Source organism: Amphibacillus cookii, from assembly GCF_016908375.1.
GTDB classification, from domain to species: Bacteria; Bacillota; Bacilli; order Bacillales; family Amphibacillaceae; genus Amphibacillus_C; species Amphibacillus_C cookii.
Genome location: NZ_JAFBDS010000010.1, coordinates 1 through 18,541 on the forward strand (window position 1 = coordinate 1; position 18,541 = coordinate 18,541).

General features: G+C 38.0%; 18 protein-coding genes. 4 read left to right on the plus strand and 14 right to left on the minus strand.

Annotated features, from left to right (window positions below):
• Positions 1–113: 113 nt before the first annotated feature.
• Positions 114–749: a nitroreductase family protein gene (locus JOE23_RS14135; protein WP_204439345.1), complete on the minus strand. Its 636-nt coding sequence runs from the start codon at positions 747–749 to the stop codon at positions 114–116.
• Positions 750–916: 167 nt separating this feature from the next.
• Here JOE23_RS14135 and pdxK point away from each other — a divergent pair, with 167 nt between their 5' ends.
• The 3 genes from pdxK (at position 917) to JOE23_RS14150 (ending at position 3,291) form a co-directional block, all read left to right on the plus strand.
• Positions 917–1,711 (plus strand): pyridoxine/pyridoxal/pyridoxamine kinase, encoded by a 795-nt coding sequence (gene pdxK, locus JOE23_RS14140; protein ID WP_204439348.1) that lies wholly within the window; start codon positions 917–919, stop codon positions 1,709–1,711.
• A gap of 373 nt (positions 1,712–2,084) precedes the next feature.
• Positions 2,085–2,498 (plus strand): Rrf2 family transcriptional regulator, encoded by a 414-nt coding sequence (locus tag JOE23_RS14145; RefSeq protein ID WP_204439350.1) that lies wholly within the window; start codon positions 2,085–2,087, stop codon positions 2,496–2,498.
• Between the two features lie 154 nt (positions 2,499–2,652).
• Positions 2,653–3,291 (plus strand): NAD(P)-dependent oxidoreductase, encoded by a 639-nt coding sequence (locus tag JOE23_RS14150; RefSeq protein WP_204439352.1) that lies wholly within the window; start codon positions 2,653–2,655, stop codon positions 3,289–3,291.
• A gap of 406 nt (positions 3,292–3,697) precedes the next feature.
• On the opposite strand, the gene JOE23_RS14155 is transcribed toward JOE23_RS14150, so the two are convergent.
• The gene (locus tag JOE23_RS14155; protein ID WP_239585444.1) at positions 3,698–4,231 is read right to left on the minus strand and encodes a transposase; all 534 of its coding nucleotides are present in this window, start codon (positions 4,229–4,231) and stop codon (positions 3,698–3,700) included.
• Between the two features lie 573 nt (positions 4,232–4,804).
• Between JOE23_RS14155 and JOE23_RS14160 the strand changes: the two genes are divergently transcribed.
• Complete coding sequence (locus JOE23_RS14160; RefSeq protein ID WP_239585445.1) at positions 4,805–5,218, plus strand: DUF2188 domain-containing protein; 414 nt, start codon at positions 4,805–4,807, stop codon at positions 5,216–5,218.
• 112 nt (positions 5,219–5,330) lie between these two features.
• Here JOE23_RS14160 and JOE23_RS14165 read toward each other — a convergent pair whose 3' ends face one another.
• From JOE23_RS14165 to xylA, 12 genes are all read right to left on the minus strand, one after another.
• Positions 5,331–6,098 carry a MurR/RpiR family transcriptional regulator gene (locus tag JOE23_RS14165; RefSeq protein WP_204439355.1) on the minus strand — a complete coding sequence of 256 codons (768 nt, stop codon included), beginning with the start codon at positions 6,096–6,098 and terminating at the stop codon, positions 5,331–5,333.
• Positions 6,099–6,211: 113 nt separating this feature from the next.
• Positions 6,212–7,540, minus strand: a complete 1,329-nt coding sequence (locus JOE23_RS14170) for a 6-phospho-alpha-glucosidase (protein ID WP_204439619.1) — start codon at positions 7,538–7,540, stop codon at positions 6,212–6,214.
• A gap of 2 nt (positions 7,541–7,542) precedes the next feature.
• Entirely contained in the window at positions 7,543–9,132 is a 1,590-nt protein-coding gene (locus tag JOE23_RS14175; protein ID WP_204439357.1) for an alpha-glucoside-specific PTS transporter subunit IIBC, read from the minus strand.
• Positions 9,133–9,704: 572 nt separating this feature from the next.
• Positions 9,705–10,052, minus strand: coding sequence for a DUF4260 domain-containing protein (locus tag JOE23_RS14180; RefSeq protein WP_204439358.1), 348 nt, complete (start codon positions 10,050–10,052; stop codon positions 9,705–9,707).
• 72 nt (positions 10,053–10,124) lie between these two features.
• Entirely contained in the window at positions 10,125–11,072 is a 948-nt protein-coding gene (locus JOE23_RS14185) for an ABC transporter permease (protein ID WP_204439360.1), read from the minus strand.
• Between the two features lie 12 nt (positions 11,073–11,084).
• Positions 11,085–11,981, minus strand: coding sequence for an ABC transporter ATP-binding protein (locus JOE23_RS14190; protein ID WP_204439361.1), 897 nt, complete (start codon positions 11,979–11,981; stop codon positions 11,085–11,087).
• Positions 11,978–12,691, minus strand: coding sequence for an ABC transporter ATP-binding protein (locus JOE23_RS14195; protein ID WP_204439363.1), 714 nt, complete (start codon positions 12,689–12,691; stop codon positions 11,978–11,980). The genes JOE23_RS14190 and JOE23_RS14195 overlap by 4 nt, the downstream gene beginning before the upstream one ends.
• Positions 12,681–13,025 carry a GntR family transcriptional regulator gene (locus JOE23_RS14200; RefSeq protein WP_420827545.1) on the minus strand — a complete coding sequence of 115 codons (345 nt, stop codon included), beginning with the start codon at positions 13,023–13,025 and terminating at the stop codon, positions 12,681–12,683. The genes JOE23_RS14195 and JOE23_RS14200 overlap by 11 nt, the downstream gene beginning before the upstream one ends.
• A gap of 39 nt (positions 13,026–13,064) precedes the next feature.
• On the minus strand, positions 13,065–13,844 hold the full coding sequence (locus JOE23_RS14205) for a hypothetical protein (RefSeq protein WP_204439367.1): 780 nt from the start codon (positions 13,842–13,844) through the stop codon (positions 13,065–13,067).
• A gap of 737 nt (positions 13,845–14,581) precedes the next feature.
• Positions 14,582–15,562: an endo-1,4-beta-xylanase gene (locus JOE23_RS14210; protein WP_204439369.1), complete on the minus strand. Its 981-nt coding sequence runs from the start codon at positions 15,560–15,562 to the stop codon at positions 14,582–14,584.
• A 31-nt stretch (positions 15,563–15,593) separates the two neighbouring features.
• A complete protein-coding gene (gene xylB / locus JOE23_RS14215; protein ID WP_204439372.1) occupies positions 15,594–17,087 on the minus strand; it encodes a xylulokinase in 1,494 nt (497 codons plus the stop codon).
• Between the two features lie 64 nt (positions 17,088–17,151).
• Positions 17,152–18,465, minus strand: coding sequence for a xylose isomerase (gene xylA, locus JOE23_RS14220; protein ID WP_204439375.1), 1,314 nt, complete (start codon positions 18,463–18,465; stop codon positions 17,152–17,154).
• Positions 18,466–18,541: the final 76 nt, after the last annotated feature.

Consider the following 18,541-nt stretch of genomic DNA (forward strand, 5'->3'; position numbering starts at 1 on the left):
TCTTTCCCCATTTACTGTTTTTTCTCTAATTATACACAAAAGTACCCTATAGGTAGACTTTTTTTAAAGTGTCTACTCTATAGGGTACATTTTAAAAAATCCCTGCTTTTATGTTAAACCCATTCAGTTATTCGCTCAACCGGAAGTCGGACTGATTGATAGCCTTCTTCTGCTGCCTTACCAATAGAGAGCAGCATAATAGGCAGATAACGTGTTTTATCCATCTTCAAAAGTTCAGCAACAGCTTCCCTGTCAAATCCGCCAATTGGATTGGTATCATAACCATGAGACCTTGCAATAAGCATGAGCTGCATCGAGACGAGACCACCATCTATTAAAACCGTTCGTTTATTAACTTCTGGTGCAACTTTACCAAAATGCTCAGTCAAAAAAGAGAGTTGTTTCTCTTTTACTTCCGCCGGCATAAGCCCTTTCTCCACTGCTGTTCCATAAATCTCTTCAGCATAATCAAAATTATTTAAATCACCAAATATGGCAATCATTGCTGATGAAGTATCTAATTGCTTTTGATTAAATTGCACCAACGGCTTTAACTTTTCTTTCATCTCTTCGGTCTCGATCACTACAAACCGCCATGGTTGCATATTGACAGAAGATGGTGCCCGAACCGCCTTCGCTAATATATCTGCCATTTCTTCTTTACTAATTTTTACATTCGGGTCGTATTCTCGAATTGAACGACGTTGTAACACAATATCATTAAAATCATTAGTCAATGATTTTGACATTTCGCTTCTCTCCTTTTTTATTTAATTTTTTCACTCCATAACGTACCACTATTTAAAAATGCAAGAAAACAATTTGCTCATCGTTGGATCGATAACAAATCATTTCTATCCTCTCTTTATTAATGATATGATAGAAATAAATAGACATTCTTGAGGAGGTATAAATCTTGAAAAAAGCATTGACATTGGCTGGCTCAGATTCCAGCGGCGGTGCTGGCATCCAAGCTGATTTAAAAACATTCCAAGAGCATGATGTATATGGGATGACAGCACTCACTTCTATCGTTGCTATGGCCCCAAACAATTGGAGTCACGATGTCACACCGATCGACGTCAAAACCGTGGAAAAACAACTTAACACCATTCTATCCGTAGGTATCGATGCAATGAAAACTGGCATGTTAGGATCAGTAGACATCATTGAACTTGGTGCCTCAAAAATAAAAGAGCATAAACTTGATAAAGTCGTGATTGACCCTGTCATGGTATGTAAAGGGGAAGATGAAGTCCTTCAACCTGAAAATACAGATGCCATGCGTGAACTTCTGCTTCCTATTGCAACCATTACTACACCCAACCTGTTTGAAGCTGGACAGTTAGCAGGAACTGGACCCATTCATGATGTTGACGGGATGAAAGAAGCTGCGAAAAAAATCATTGATCTCGGCGCTGAAAATGTTGTGATCAAAGGTGGAAAAGCTCTTGAACATGATAAGGCAGTCGACCTTTTCTATGATGGATCTGACTTTCTCTTATTGGAAAAAGACAAGGTTGCGACAAACTATAACCACGGCGCTGGTTGTACGTTTGCAGCTGCAATTACGGCCAACCTCGCGCATGGTATGCCAGTAAAAGAAGCGGTCATTGCTGCTAAAAATTTTGTTCATGCCGCCATTACTCACGGTTGGAAACTTAATCAGTTTGTTGGGCCCGTTATGCACGGTGCCTTCAATACAAAATAATAAAGAGAGGGTCTGCATGAAAATAAATGCACGGCTTTGATTTCCATCATTTTTTCATGGAGCTCTAAAAGCATAGTTACACTTAAAAATTTCTGCTTGGCTAATCGAGTGAGGTCACCTTCACATATAAAGCGAACCTTCAATCAGTGGGCGGAGGGCTACAGGATGTAGGTCATGCAGACGTTGCCACAGGATGTGGCGGTTTTAGCCTACGATCTTACCCGCCCACTGATTGGTAGTTGAGTGATAGCGTCCGTTATCGTCCACCTATATAGATTTACTTCTGCTCTCTATATTTACGTGATAAAGTTAAGTAAACATTTCATCTGACTTTCTGTCAAGAGCTTCATAAACTTATAATGGTGGTGAAATTATGATAAATACTAAGCTTTCTGTCGCTATTCATATACTAACACTAATCGCTACAAATCCTCACGATCCTGTGACATCGGAATCTATTGCCAAAAGTGTTAATACCAATCCTGTTGTTATCCGTCGACTAAGCGGACAATTAAAACAAGCTGGTTTAATTTCGTCACAGGCTGGGAAACCAGGATTCACCCTATTAAAAGCGCCAGGTCAGATTACAATCCTGACAGTATACCAAGCGCTCCAAACCAAGGGAGACCTATTTTTAATACACCCAGACCCTAATCCTAATTGTTGGGTTGGTAAGAATATTCAATCGGTATTGGAGACAACATATAAACGAGCACAAGACGCATTAGAACAAGAGCTTGCCCAGCAAACATTGGCTAATATTATTAAACAACTAACTAGCCACTAGCAGTTTTTCCTGAGCGAACGCTCCTGTTTGTCCATTAAAATTAGACTTTTCTATAGAAGTACTGTCAACAAACTTTCTTAGAAAACGTGTGAGTTGACATTTCAGCGATATGTAACTAAAATAGTTACATATGAAAATAAGAGGAGGATATTTTATGAAAATCGGTATTATTGGAGCAACAGGAAAGGCCGGAACACTCATTTTAAAAGAAGCAAAACAAAGAGGACACGATGTAACTGCTATTATTAGAAATAAGAGCAAGTTAACCGATCAAGATGTCGCTGTAATTGAAAAAAATATCTTTGACTTAACTAAAGAAGATTTAACTGACTTTGATGTTGTCGTTAACGCGTTTAATGCCCCTCAAGGCGAAGAACATTTACATGTTGATTCACATCATGCATTGATTGAGGCTCTAAAAGGAACAGATACCAAGCTTATCGTTGTTGGTGGGGCAGGCAGTCTGTTTGTTGACCAAGAAAAAACGACACGCCTTTTTGATACACCTGACTTTCCTGATTTTGTCTACCCCACTGCCTCTAACATGGGGAAAGCACTTGATATCCTTTCTTCCACAACTGATATAACATGGACCCATTTGAGTCCCGCGATTAATTTTGATCCTGAAGGAAAGCGAACGGGAAGCTATCAAGTCGGAAAAGATCATGTGATTACCAATCGTGCAGGTGATAGCTATATTAGCTATGCCGATTATGCCATTGCAATTGTCGATGAAATAGAAAATCCGAAACATGAGAATGAACGCTTTACTGTCGTTGGAGAAAAAGCTTAATTATTTAACGAGGCCGGGACATAACAAAAATATGCTCTTCAAATACGAATGATGTTATCATGTCTAGGTTTATCACATATCCGCAGAGGAAATATACTCCCTTTCTGCGGGCACGGCTTCAGCTAATTCAGCTCGTGCTGTTCCCGCTAGAGTGTCGCATATTTCCTCTGCTAATTGGTATCATTCGTTTTAATATAATAAAGACGAATCATCCATTCACAAAACAAACGGATCATTCGCATTTGATCTTATGTCTTTTACTTTTGTCCCAACCTCTTTCCTACGATTAGTCAAGTACTTAATCGAAATTAATTATATATTTATGGATTTTTCTGCTGGTATTAATTTTGTGCATCGGAAATAAACCTCAGCTATTTTATTTTTAAAACTGAGGCTGGGTATGGTATTACAAAATTATACTATTGGTCCTTAGAGACCGTGCCGAGTAATCGTACTTCGTATTATTCTTGACCATGGAATAGATACATTTCAGTAGCTTGTTCATGCAAGCTACAGTGGCGACCTTATCCTTTTTGGATATAGGTTGCTTTTTTAATTTATAATAATAATCGACGATATGATTGGGTCCTGCCTTTTGTTGACGGATCATATTCCTAACAATCAGATATAGAATTTTCCCTTTGGGATTTCCTCGTTTATTGATGTGATCTTGTCCAGTGTACTTACCTGATTGATACCTGCGGATATCAATCCCAATAGATGCGTTGACTTTTTTATGATTTGAAAAGCGTGATAAGTCGCCAAACTCTCCAATAAAAAGTGCAGCGCTAATTTCACCAATTCCCGGCAAACTTATTAGTATTTCAAACTCAGTAAGCAATCTGGAACGATCAATTAACTGTATAGAAATTTTCTCTTTCTCTGCCAATAGATAAAGGAGTTGCTGTGCATAACAGTAACGCAACTGTTCTTTTGACAAAAAGCTTCAACTGGTTGCGAATAAATGCCTGTTGATTCAAAGACTAGAACAGGCGCTTCAGGAAGAAGCTGAATTTCATTAAGTAATGTTTGAAAACCCTCCTTATTGTGAAGTATTTCTTTTTCTGAAAGGCATGTTTGACCATCCATATATGACTTTAAAACTTTTCCCCATAGAAACATCTAAAGCAACGACTAATCCCATGTTTTTCCTCTCTCTTCTTTTTATGATTTGAAAGACCTTCACTTATTCATTTTGATTCCAATTTCCTTTACACGAACTCAATGGCCCCAACATACTTAAATCTGATTCAAAAATGAAAGTGAAGAAGCTCGGTTTTTTATACGGATTCTATGACCCCTGAGGCTTTGGTCGAGCTTTCTTTCACTTCTCACTATAACTCTAAAAAGAAAAATAGTGGGCAAAATCATCCGTCGATGATCTTACCCACTAATCTTAGTATGTTTTTTTGCACTTGTTTAAATAGGGTTTAACACCGATAAAGACGGGTAATATCAAAGAATATAAGGAGGCGATATTATCACGTGGGATACAAATGATTATCCAAGTTCATTGAAGAATTTAAATTTAGTAATACGAAAAAAAGCAATTGACATCGCTAACGCAATGGTTGAAGAAGGCTATCAGGAGAATCAAGCGATCCCAATTGCCACAGAACAAGCTAAAGAGTGGTATGATAATGCAACAGAGGCAGAAAAACAAGAGATTAAACAAAAAACAGATCAAGCATTACGAGCAACCGATCATGAGAGATCAAGTCGACCAGAACTGCTTGATCATGGGGTACATGTGTTACCAGATGGCGATGAATGGATCGTAAAAACTGCTCATGCAGAACAAGCAGCAAACCGTTATCAAGTTAAAGAAGAAGCTATTGAACGCGGTAAAGAGATCGCTAAAAACAAAGGTGAACAGTTAGCGATTCATAAACAATCTGGACAAATCCAAGATGTTTTATCTTATTAACTAATTAAAAATTGAGTGGAACCGGTTGACTCACCGGATACTAGTGGATAGGACACACCTAAAACTAACCTTAAGGCGTACATCATGTTACGAGAGAAGCGGCAATGTCTATTTAATCCTTCCCAGCGCCACTCTTTAAATTTTTTCGATATTGTAAAAATCCTCGAAACAATAAGTCAATCATAACCTGTAATCCAATGAATGATTTTTGCTCCACGCCAGAATATGTACCTAAATCTGTTGATTGATAGTAAAGGTGGTAATGCGATAATTCGGCTAGATGATTATTTTTAAAGCTCGTTATGGATAACGTTGGAATGGCTCTAATCGCTAGAGCTTTTAAAACTGTTATGATGTTTTCCACATCACCACTCAATGAAATAAAGATCACTAAGTCAGTTGGTTTTATTTTTGACAATACAATATTAAGCTCTGTTGCGGCAGGAATGATGTGCATGGGTTTTCCACACGAAATTAAATAACGGGATAATTCTTCTAATGCATTCCTTTGTCCCCACCCTGTTGCAAACCCATAGATTGAATCAGCCTTGTCAATCCCATTAAAAATTGGATTTTTGTCGATTTTATTATAAAGCTGTTCAGTAAATTGAATGTCCTTATGACTTAACTCATAAAAATCAGAGCTTCTATCAACATTTTGAATTTCTCTTTTCAAACTGAATTTAAACTCGCTATAACCGCTAAAACCAAGCTTTTGAGATAATCGGAGTATTGAAGACTTTGAGATCGAACAAGCATTTGATAACTCATTTATGGTCATGCTTGAACATTGAGCAAGGTGAGATTGAACAAAATCTAAAACGTAGAAATCATTATCAGATAACTGATCATAATGTGTGTTGATTAAATCCTTTAGCATCGCTTTCCTCCCTTTCTGTAATTATAGTATAGCTTTTTAAAGCAATTGATTCGAATATTTATTTAATCTATTAAGAAAAAGACATGAACGAAAAGTCGTCCATGTCTTTTATGTTAGCTTAAAGCCGGCCAATAGGCGTGATTAGCTTCAATTAAATCATCTAGTATTTGCTTAGCGATACGTGCATTCGGTACTGTACGAGATAAGATTAACGCTTGCCATAGCTTTTGGTAGGAGCCTTCTTCCCATGCCTCTACGACTAACTTCTCTACCGATACTTGTTGCTCCATTAATCCTTTTTGGAATTGAGGAATATTCCCCTGTGTAATTGGCTCTGGCCCCTCGGAACCGACTATACACGGCACTTCTACCATTGCCGATGAATCAAAGTTATGAATAGCACCCTTGTTTTCAACAATTAACAGCATACGTTCTTGTGTATTATAGGCAATTGCCCTTGCTAAATCAACAATATATGAGGCGTGCTCATCAATTTCTAATGTAGAATTTTGCGTTGAATCGCACTGAGCAATTCGGTTACATTCTGTAAACACATGCTTCTCTCTTCCATCCATCACTTCATTTGCTCTTGTATAGTTTGGATCAGCTTTTTGCGCTTCATCCTGCGGATAAAAATAATACTTTAAATACGTATTAGGTAAGGTATCTGGATCAAGTGCATAAACATCCTTTACCTTTTTAAAGGTCGCTTGCCAGCTTTCATCAATGTGCTGCCCCGCTTCTGAGAAGTTTACAGCATAGCCATGATCTTTCACATGTGCTTTTAATTTTGGTAAAAGATCATGCCCTTGGCGATCACGAACTGCTGTCCACCAACCAAAATGATTTAAACCATAATAACTGATAACCATTTCCTTTCTAGATTGTAAACCTAGTATTTGCGTCATTAGGTTCTCAATAGCAATTGGCATATCACATATATTCAATATTTTAGCATCAGGTCTAAGCTTTCTTGTCGCTTCAGCCACAATTGCTGCTGGATTGGAGTAGTTTAACATCCATGCATTTGGTGCGTATTTTTCCATATAATCAACGAGCTCAAGCACGCCGCCAATTGAGCGCATACCGTATGCGATACCGCCAGGGCCACAGGTTTCCTGACCAACCACTCCATATTTTAATGGAATCTTCTCATCCTTTTCTCGCATCGCATATTTGCCAACACGGATGTGTGCCATCACAAAATCAATGTCGCTAAATGCTATGTCAGGTGTAACAGTAGCAAGAAAATCAATTTCTGGGGCCTTCTCCTTTATAATGACTTGACAAGCATCAGCTATTTGTTGCTGTCGTGCTTCGTCATTATCATAGAGCTTAATTTGTTTAATTGGGAACTTATCCATATTTTCTAAAAGCATTAGAATAATCCCTGGCGTAAACGTACTTCCTCCACCTGCAATGGTAATCGAGAATTTTTTCATCATTAGATCTCCCCTTTTGTTTTATTTTCAGTTAACTTCTCAAACTGCTCCCTGACTTGTGCAACAGACAATCCAACAATGACTTGGATTGCATTCTTATTTCTTACCACACCATGGGCACCACCCTCCTTAAATGCTGTATCATCTTTTACAAGGGTAGGATTTTGAACACTCACCCGAAGTCTTGTTGCGCAATTATTTATTGTTTCAATATTTTCTTTACCCCCTAGGGCTGATAAAAATGCTTCTGCTTGTACTTTGTATTGGGAACTAGAATCATTTTTTGCTTGTTGCTTTGCTTTGTAATCTGATTTACGGTAAAGCTTTGGTCCTTGATCATCACTTCGACCTGGCGTCAGAAAGTTAAACTTTACAATTAAATATCGAAATAAGAAAAAATAGATGCAGGTAAACGTTAAACCAATTAAGATTTGGATAATATACACACTACCATGACTATTAAATAATGGAATCCAGTTTTTTGAAGCTATTTCGATTAAGCCACCGCCCATGTCACCAACAACACCGAAAACATACATTGTCGCTGCCATAGTTGACGCTAATAATGAGTGAATGACAAATAATACGGGTGCGACAAATAAAAATGTAAATTCCAAAGGTTCGGTTATTCCTGCTAGCACAGCTGTCAAGGTTGCTGGGATAACCAATGCTGCTACTTTCTTTCGATTTTCCTTTTTAGCGGTAAAGTAAAAAGCGAGTGCAATACCTGGTGTTGCAAACATTTTTGAGTTCCCATGCAAAGCAAATCCACCAGCCGGAAAAAGCTCTTTTAACGGTTGTGTTGAATTTGCAAATGTCGAAAGATTTTCCATAAATGCTGTAACAATTCCACCTTCTACCGCGGCGGGGCCAAATATAAAGGGGGTATAGATAAAATGATGCAAACCTGTTGGAATGAGTAAACGTTCTAAGAATGTATATAGCCAGACACCTAGTGTCCCAGATGAAACCATGAGATGCTGCATCGATTCAATTCCAGATTGAATCACCGGCCAAATCCAAGCAACTAACACTGCTACCGGTAACATCGTAAAAAAGCCTATAATAACGACAAAGGATGAGCCTTGAAAGATACCTAGCCACTCAGGTAGCTTCGTATCAAAGAAGCGATTATGAAGCCAGACAGCCAGTGCAGATATTAATATTGCGCCAATAATACCTGTATCAAGTGTCTTAATGCCTGCAATAAGCTTCAATCCACTTGTACCACCAACATCAGCTGTGACATCAACACCAAAGGTCGGTCCGAAAAATTCTAAAATGCTTGAAAGAAAATAATTAAAAGTAAAATAAATAACGAGGGCTTCCATCACAGCTCGTGCATTAGCTTTGTTCGCTAAACCAAGCGCAATTCCAATGACAAAAAGAATTTCCATTTGGTTAAATACAGTCCAAGCGCCATCTTCAACAATACTCCAAATCGCATGCCAAACCGTACCTTCGTGCGCAATCCCACCAACCATATCAGGATTATTTAACATTAGGGAAAGTGCAACCATAATCCCCGAAAATGCAAATAGCAGGACTGGTGTAAACATCGCACCTCCAAACCTTTGAAGCTTCTCTCTCATATTGCATCACCTCTTTCTTTTATTAACACCCATTTAACCATTGAATAAAAGCGCTTACAATAGTTGAGAAGGACTTAGGTACGCTTATTCACCGGTAGTTAAATTTCCCATGAAGCGGGAATTTTCCCAGCTATATTTTTAGGTTTTTAGACTAGCGATATCACAGTACTAACGCAAGCTGATCACTACCAAACGGCTTCACTTGTAAAAAATATAGCAAAGCGATGCTTTCATAAATGATTTGCTTAACAGATAGGATGAAAGAAATATATGATCGCTTCTACTTGTGTTAAAGTATTAGGAGCAAGTCATTTGGTTGAAGCTTGGTCATCTAGGAAGGTTTGAAAGGCATTCAAATGAGGACGCATAAATCCAAAATTTTATACTCTTTAAGCCGTACGCCTAGTGTGTTTTAGACTCAATAATATTTAATGGCGTTGAGGAATAATAAGGATCTTAAAACGAATCTTTGAACAAATTTGCTCAAAGATTCGTTTTTTTAACATATTATTATAGGTATTCGTCAACTTAATATATGTTTGTTGAAGTTTTCATTATCACCATTTGATGATTTATATGCGATTTAAATGGGTGTCTTTAAAAGTAGTTGGATACTTTAAACCATACCCACATAAGCGATCGACACCAATATGTGTTACCCAAATCAAACAAACAGCTAAAAGGGGCGCACTATCTATAAATATAGCCAGCAATATCAATAACACAGGAATTATATACGTATGGAAAAAATTATAAACAACCGCTCCTATTCGTACACTGATTAAGTATGCCAACATCGATAAGTCAGGGGCAAGAGCTAAGAGAATAAGTAACCACCAGCTAAAACCATTTAAGTGATAGAAATATAGACTTATAAAAACAACAACTAAACCTTCAAAATGTAGCAATAGTTTGGCCATAACGCACGCTCCTTTAGTAATATAAGCTTATTTATGTGAATTAAAATAGCTCTTATTCTAACTACTCACCTTTTAAGCTGCAACATCTCTTCTTTTAAAGAAAAAGAACGCCAAAGCGTGAAAAATAAGAAAATACAACGCCAACATGATGATCGAGAAAGTTAATGTCATCCCTTCAATTGTCGGTATTCCATCAAAATAAACCGTTAAATCGGTATTTAGAAACAATAAATACTTTGCCCAGTCAAATTGCATGGCTAGAATGTTTGCTACGGTGTTACCTACAAACAGTAAGAACATTGATAAACCAATGGCAAGTGAACTATTGCGAAATACTGCTGATATCATGAACGCCATTGTGGTTAGCATAAGAATATCGATAGAATAAAGTAAATACGTCACGATTAATTGCAAGCCTTGTGAACGTTCAACAACCTCACCATTTTGATAGGCAAGATGAACAGCATCATCAGGTGGAAAACCATATAGAATAACGCCAATTATACTTGATAAACCATAGACAATTGCTAATAATAACAAGCTAAATAAGATAACCGTTAAATACTTCGATAGAAGAATTTTCGTACGACTCATTGGGCGAATAAGCAATAGCTTAATTGTTCCAGTAGAAAATTCCCCTGCCACTATACCTGCAGCTACAACAATGGTAAAGAGACCTATAAAACTCGTTAACATTTTGGCTTCATCAACAAGTGTCCAAACGTTTGATTCGACAGACGGGGAAATCTCGTGTTCAAGGCGATATTCATTAATCGCTAAATTTCGTTGATAGTACGTACCCACCTGTCTATCCCCGTATTCTTCCAAGCCCTCTCGGTCTGCTTCTATTTGTTGTTGAAGATCCACTTGCCAGTCATCACCTGCACCTTCATCATTGTTGTCAACATATTTTAATATACCACTCAGTGCTATAATAGCTAATATGAGCAAGCCTATCATCACGAATGTGCTTTTCTTTTTAAGAATCTTCTCCCATTCATTGCGTATCAAGTTAAACATGTTACACCCTCCTTACGATCCCGTAATTTCCAAGAAACGTTCTTCTAATGTTTTTGTTAATTTTTGAACAAGGTAAATACTAACATCTGCTTCGGTTAATTCTTTAATTAACTTCGCTACCTCTTCTTTTTCAGCATCAATAATAAATCCTTCTCCCTTTAAGGCAATCATCCATTTTTCTCGCAATTGTAGTAGCTTTTTACCTAGATCACTCGTTTCAAAATAATAAGTTGACTTTTCCTCAAGCTGTTGGTCTGCTATCGTTTGTACATCAATGAGCTTTCCTTGCTGAATGATCGCAATACGATCACACATCATTTCCATTTCTGAAAGCAAGTGACTTGAGACAATTACACTTAACTGTTTTTCTCTTGTTAAATATTTAAGATGATCACGAATCTCTCGAATACCAGCTGGATCTAAACCATTTGTTGGCTCATCTAAAATCAAAAGCTTGGGATCATGAAGCAGGCATTGAGCTAACCCTAGTCTTTGTCTCATTCCTAGCGAATACGTTTTAACCTTTTGGTGAATATTCTTCTTTAATTTTACGAGCTCAACAATCTCATCAATTTTCTGCTTAGTAATACCTTTATACATGCGGCTATACTGAATCAGATTTTGATAGCCGGTTAAATGTTGATACATCTCTGGATTTTCAACAATAGCACCGACATGTTTAATTGCTCGCTCGAAATTATCCTTTACACTATCTCCACAAATAACAACGTCTCCTGCGCCTAAACGCATCAGGCCAACCATCATCCGAATCGTCGTCGTCTTACCTGCTCCATTTGGCCCCAGTAAACCAAACACTTCTCCTTCTTGAACCGACAAGCTTAAATCATCTATTATTCTCTTTTTGCCAATAGACTTACTTACATGCTCTAATGATAAAACAGTTGTCATACGGCTCTCTCCTCCACTTCCTGTACAATCGTTTTAAACCACTCTAGTACTGATAATCCTTGCTCTTCTCGTAGTTCCTCCACATTTTCTTGCCCTATAATATCGCCATAATATAAGGCGATCACTTCGTCTAATAGTGATTCAATTTCATTAATTTCGTGTGTAGCAATGACTATGATCTGTTGCTCAAGATCGACATACCGTAATAAGCTTTTCACTGTTGCTTCGCGCACCATAGGGTCTAAGCCCGAAAAAGGCTCATCTAACAAAACAACATCTGTATCTCGCGCCAAAGCCGTAACCAATTTGAGACGACCCCGATTCCCTTTTGATAACTGCTTAACTTTTTTTGAGGGATCAAGCTTTAACTCGGCTAACAGCTGCTCTGCCTTATGGAGGTCAAAGCTTGCAAATTGGCTAGCTACGTAATTGATCGTCTCCGCAACGGAGAAATTATCATAAAACATATCCAACTCTGTTAAATAAGCAACCTGTTCAGCCGTACGTCGTGTGACCTTTTCATTACTCAAGCTAACCTCTCCTCGATCTGGAAAAACAAGGCCAGCAATCATTTTCAATGTTGTTGATTTACCACTTCCATTCGGACCAAGCAAACCGTATATCTTCCCTTTTTGCAAACTTAAATTGACCTCATTTAGTGCATAATCACGCCCATATTTTTTCGTGACACCTTTTAACTTAATCGTCATGCTCTTCCTCTCCCTCTACAAAAGCTTTAAGCTGATCGATCATCTCAATACTTGAAACACCAAGCTGTTTCATATCTTTGACATAGCGATTAATAATTTCTCTTTGCATATCAAGTTTGATCGTAGCAAATAATTCAGGGTTATTTATAACAAATGTCCCTTGACCTCTCCTCGTTTCCACAGCTCCCATCCTCTCCAACTCGGCATATGCTCTTTGAATCGTATTAGGATTCACACCCATTTTCACAGCCATTTCACGCACAGACGACAATTTGTCGCCCACCTTTTGTGTTCCTTGCAAAATATCAATAATAATTTGATCAACAATTTGCATATAAATTGGTTTTGAAGCTTGAAACTCTTGTACCAAGGGTTACACCTCAACCTTCTTAGTAAGTAGCATTGATGCTAACGAAAACAAGAGCACTGTCAAAGCGAGAGAGTATAACAAATAGATTATCGGGACATCAACACTTTCGAACTCTACAAACCATGAACCTTCATTATTAACGAATAATGGATTTGAGATAATCGGTAGTTGGTAACGGGCTACTAACCTTTGAATAAAAGGGATTTTTGCTACTTGTGTTTCTAAATAGTTATAGCCAAAATAGAGAAAAAGAATTAATAACCAACGCACATTCTTTATTTTAGGCATATGGTCCATTGAGCGATAAAGTGTCCAATAAAACAATACCCATGTTGTTAGATAGATGCCTATTAAAATAAGGCCGATGTTAGTCATCACAACCAATTGTGTAAAAGTGCTCATATTTGTGTACTGTAAAACATCTTGGCCAAACACATGAAGACTTAGCATTAAATAACCGACAACAATTAATTGCAACAAAACTTGATACAGCAACAACACGGCTATTTTTGAAATGAGCAACGTATGGGACGGACGTGGACTATAGAGCCAAAGCTGTGTCTTTCCCTCTTTGATTAATAGTGAACCCATCATAACTGGCATAAACGCCATCATCGCTAATGCAGCCATCGTTACTGCCATAAATGCACCTGCACCTTTTTCAAGTCGAACCGAACCCACATAGCCTATCGTTAACAGAAGAGCTAATAAAATACTAAAGAAAATGATATTCAATCTAGCTAATCGATGATCTTTCTTCAACAATCCCCAAAATGCTTGCATGCTTTTTCCCCCAAAAGTATTAGTGTTCTATTTAGATAGTACACTAATACAAATTTTTTTTCAAGACTAATTTAAATTTTTTCCACTTGCTCCAGTTGAAAATGTCCCCGCAGAAGTCTCACGCCTTGCTTATCTCCACTTAGACTGGGGGTTTATACTAAATGCGATTTCTCCATTTTGGGCGATCACAACTAATTTTCATGCGATTTTCTCGCTTTTGCGTGCGATCGCGGATTCATGCGATTTCCTAAGTAAGCCCAACCGCACGAAATAAAGCACTATTTAGCAGGTAAGCTATGTGTAGACTCCTGTGGGAGTAGCGTGAGCTTGAGATCCACTTTGCCAAGTGGTTTTGACTTGGCAAAGTGGATCTCAAGCCACGCCCACGGAAAGCGGAACATAGCTCACCTGCGCGTCTAAAACGAAAGGTTTATAATCAATCGAAAATCTATATTCAAACACAACGCTTATATTTAATATTAGGTTTACCCTTATGCTTTCTTGGCTGAACCTGAACATTCAAATGAGAAAGTTGAGTAAATATTTGAATGACTTACATCCACTCAATCTTTATCGAGTGGGCTAGCTTTTCTTATACTTAGTACTTGCATCGTTCAACTTCGCCTTCTTAACAACGAACAAAATATCCTTAATGTATATATATATCACTGCCCCATTGAGACGAGATAAACTAAAAAACCCCTAAGCATATGATTGCACTCAGGGGTGGGGGAACATTATTTTATTATATGATGAAAAGCGGGTTTAGCTTCTCCATTTCGATCAAATAGAAACGGCCAGTTCTTTCTACCTTTTACAGGAAAGTCACTTAACCATGTATATCGATCGGAGACGCCCCAAAACGTGACAGAAGAAATAGCTTGAGCATACATCATAAACAAATCAAAAAAGTGAGCATAGCGCTCTGCTTGCAAAGCCAACATTTCCTTCGTTGGTTTTTCTAAATCTGTCCGCTTATCATCAAATCTAAACATAGAAACATCCATTTCAGTAATGTGAAGTGTTAAGCCTAGCTCAGCATAGCGTTTAATGGCAGCCTCTATATCTTGCAGGCTCGGATCATAAAGATTCCAGTGGGCTTGTAAACCAATGCCGTGAATGGGCACATCACGTGACAACAATCCTTCAGCTAATTGATAGATTTTTTCCCGCTTCTGTGGATCTGACTCATTGTAATCATTATAAAACAATAAAGCATCAGGATCTGCTTCATGAGCAAAACGAAAGGCATATTCAATAAAATCATCACCAATAATCTCTAACCACTTTGATTGACGATATAACGCATTTCCATGGTCAGAAATGGCTTCATTAACAACATCCCAAGCATAAATCCGCCCTTTATAACGTGTCATCACGGTTTGAATATGAGCTTCCATCCGATTTAGCAATTCAAGACGTGACAGTTGCTGACCACTATCATCATAAAAAAACCAATCTGGTGTTTGATTATGCCAAACCAACGTATGGCCCCGCATTTGCATATGATTAGTTTCAGCGAATGCTAGAAATTGATCCGCCTCCTGAAAATCATATTCGTCAGGTTTCGGATGAATATTTTCAAATTTCATCTCATTTTCTGCGGTAATCGAGTTAAAGTGTGTTTTTAATAATGCTTGATCTGCTTTAATCGTCTCACTATTCACAGCCGCTCCAATTAAAAATTGATCTTTAAATTGATCTTTTAAGGCTTTCATCTTTTAAAAAGCCACCTCTTCCTTTAAAAGGTTATCTAAACATTGCTAATTGATGATTTAATTGTTTAGTTGAATGATATACTTGTTGATATAACTTGAATAACGCCTGATATTTATCAACATTTGTTTTAATAGGCTGATAGATTTTCGACTGTGAAACAAAGTCATTAGCACAATCCTCTAATTTGTTATACCAGCCTGATCCAACGGCAGCCAATATTGCAGCACCCATTCCAGGACCTTGTTCATTAGATAAAGTGACGACCTCGGCATTAAAGATATCCGCTTGAATTTGTAACCATAAATCGCTTTTAGCGCCACCACCAATAGCGACAACTTTATCAATCTTTTTTCCTTTGCTCCGAAAAATTTCAACGGACTCATTCAAACTAAATGTAATACCTTCAATAACTGCTCGAGCAAAATCACCACGGGTATGATTAGCATGAACACCAATAAAGCTCGAACGAATCGCACTATCAGGATGCGGGGTCCGTTCTCCGACAATGTATGGGGTGAATAACAAACCTTTTGCACCGACGGTAGATGCCTTCGCTTCCATTACTAATTGATCAAACGAAATATCTTTAGCAAACGTATCTTTAAACCAACTTAAACTATAACCTGCAGCTAACGTGACCCCCATCGTATAAAATGCTGATGGATCACCATGATTAAAGTAATGCACTTGCCCTTGAAAATCTTTATCACCCGTGGCCTCATAAGATAAGACCACACCTGATGTACCGGTACTACTTAATGTCACACCATCCTCTAAAATACCAGCTCCAATAGCGCCGCATGCGTTATCAGCACCACCAGCAAAAACTTTACACGTGCTTGATAAACCTGTTTCTTTTGCCACCGCTTCAAGAATCGTTCCTGTTTGTTGGTAGGAACCCACTAATGGGGGACAAAGTGAAATAGGAATATCATTTTTTTCACACATTTCTTCACTCCATGCTTTTTCTGCAACATTCAATAACAACGTACCTGCTGCGTCAGAGTAATCCATACTTATATCACCAGCTAAGCAATAGCGTAGATAGTCTTTTGGCAGTAAAAATGTGCTTGCCTTTTGAAACAATTCCGGTTGGTGTTTTTTAACCCAAAGTAATTTAGGCAGTGTAAAACCTTCTAATGCTGGATTTTTTGTAATTAAATGCAATTGCTCTAACCCTATATTCTGTTCGATTTCACGGCATTCACCGGTTGTTCGTGTATCATTCCACAGTATCGCTCGGCGAAGCGGCTCTCCATTTCCATCAACCAAAACAAGACCGTGCATCTGTCCAGAAAAACTTAGTCCTTCAATTTTTGCTGGGTCGTCTAAACGATCGGTTATCGCTTTAATTGCAAGTTTTGTCTGTTTCACCCAATCATTTGGCTCTTGTTCACTATAGCCTGGCTGATCATGATAGAGCGGATAGGACTTGGATTCTTCATCAACGACTTCACCCGTTTTTGAAACGAGAAGAACTTTGACAGCGCTAGTTCCCAAATCAACCCCGATTACGTAACTCATTAACAAACCTCCTTAAATACAAACCATGCGAATAGCGCTGAGCACGATCCGCATGGTTTTTCCATTAAATGTTTAACAAGTATTGATTGATTCTTGCTTTAATCTTTTCAACCTGACCCGAGCGGACATTGATATCTTTTAAGTCTATCGCATGTGCTTCAAGTTCTTTTAAATTCGTCTGTCCAGCAATAATTTTCTTGCCAATCTCAGTTTGATACGTTTGATAACGTTGATCAACAATATTTTCAAAGAAGTTATCATCAATCATTTTTTGGGCGACTTTCAATCCGATCGCAAACGCATCCATACCAGCAATATGTGCATGGAATAAATCTTCTGTTTCAAATGAACCCCGGCGCACTTTAGCGTCAAAGTTTAGCCCTCCACGACCTAAGCCACCATTTTTCAGAATTTCATACATAGCTAATGTGGTTGAATATAGGTCTGTTGGAAATTCATCTGTATCCCAACCTAATAAAAGGTCACCTTGGTTAGCATCGACAGAACCTAACATCCCACTCTCACGTGCAACACGTAACTCATGCTCAAATGTATGGCCAGCCAATGTTGCATGATTAGCCTCGATATTAAATTTAAAATGATCTTGTAAATCATATTGATGTAAAAAGGCTGTAGCTGTAGCGACATCAAAATCATATTGATGTGTTGTTGGCTCTTTTGGTTTCGGTTCAATTAAAAACTGTGCGTCAAAATTAAGTTCTTTTGCATAATCAATTGCCATATGATAAAGATGAGCAAGGTTTTGTTGCTCAAGCTTCATATCTGTGTTAAGTAGAGACTCGTAACCTTCACGCCCTCCCCAAAAAACATAATTTTCAGCGCCTAATTCTTTACCAACCTCTAGACCTTTTTTGATTTTGCCGGCTGCATAAGCATAAACATCTGCATGCGAGGACGTACCTGCTCCATGAGTCCATCGTGGATTTGTAAACATATTTGCTGTATTCCATAATAATTTTGTTTTGCTATCTTTCATGTAATCTTTAATCATGTTAACGATTACATCTAGATTTTTATTTGACTCCCGTAGCGTGTCACCCTCTGGTGCAACATCAACATCATGGAAGCAGAAAAATGGAGCGTCTATTTTCTCAAAAAATTCAAATGCAGCTTCAACGCGAGCTTTAGCTAAATCCATACCTTTCAAGTGATCCCATGGACGTTGGGCCGTACCTGCTCCAAATGGATCACCACCATCCCCTGTAAATGTGTGCCAGTAAGCGATTCCAAAACGAAGAATCTCTTTCATCGATTGGCCACCAACCTGCTCCTCCGGATTATAAAATTTAAAAGCATATGGATTACTTGCATGGCGTCCTTCATAAGTTACCTGAGGAATATCTTTGAAATATGACAAATGAATAACCTCCTAAATATAATAGTTTAAGTTTTAACACTTGTATTCTATCACGTTTCACTTAGTTAGTCCATTG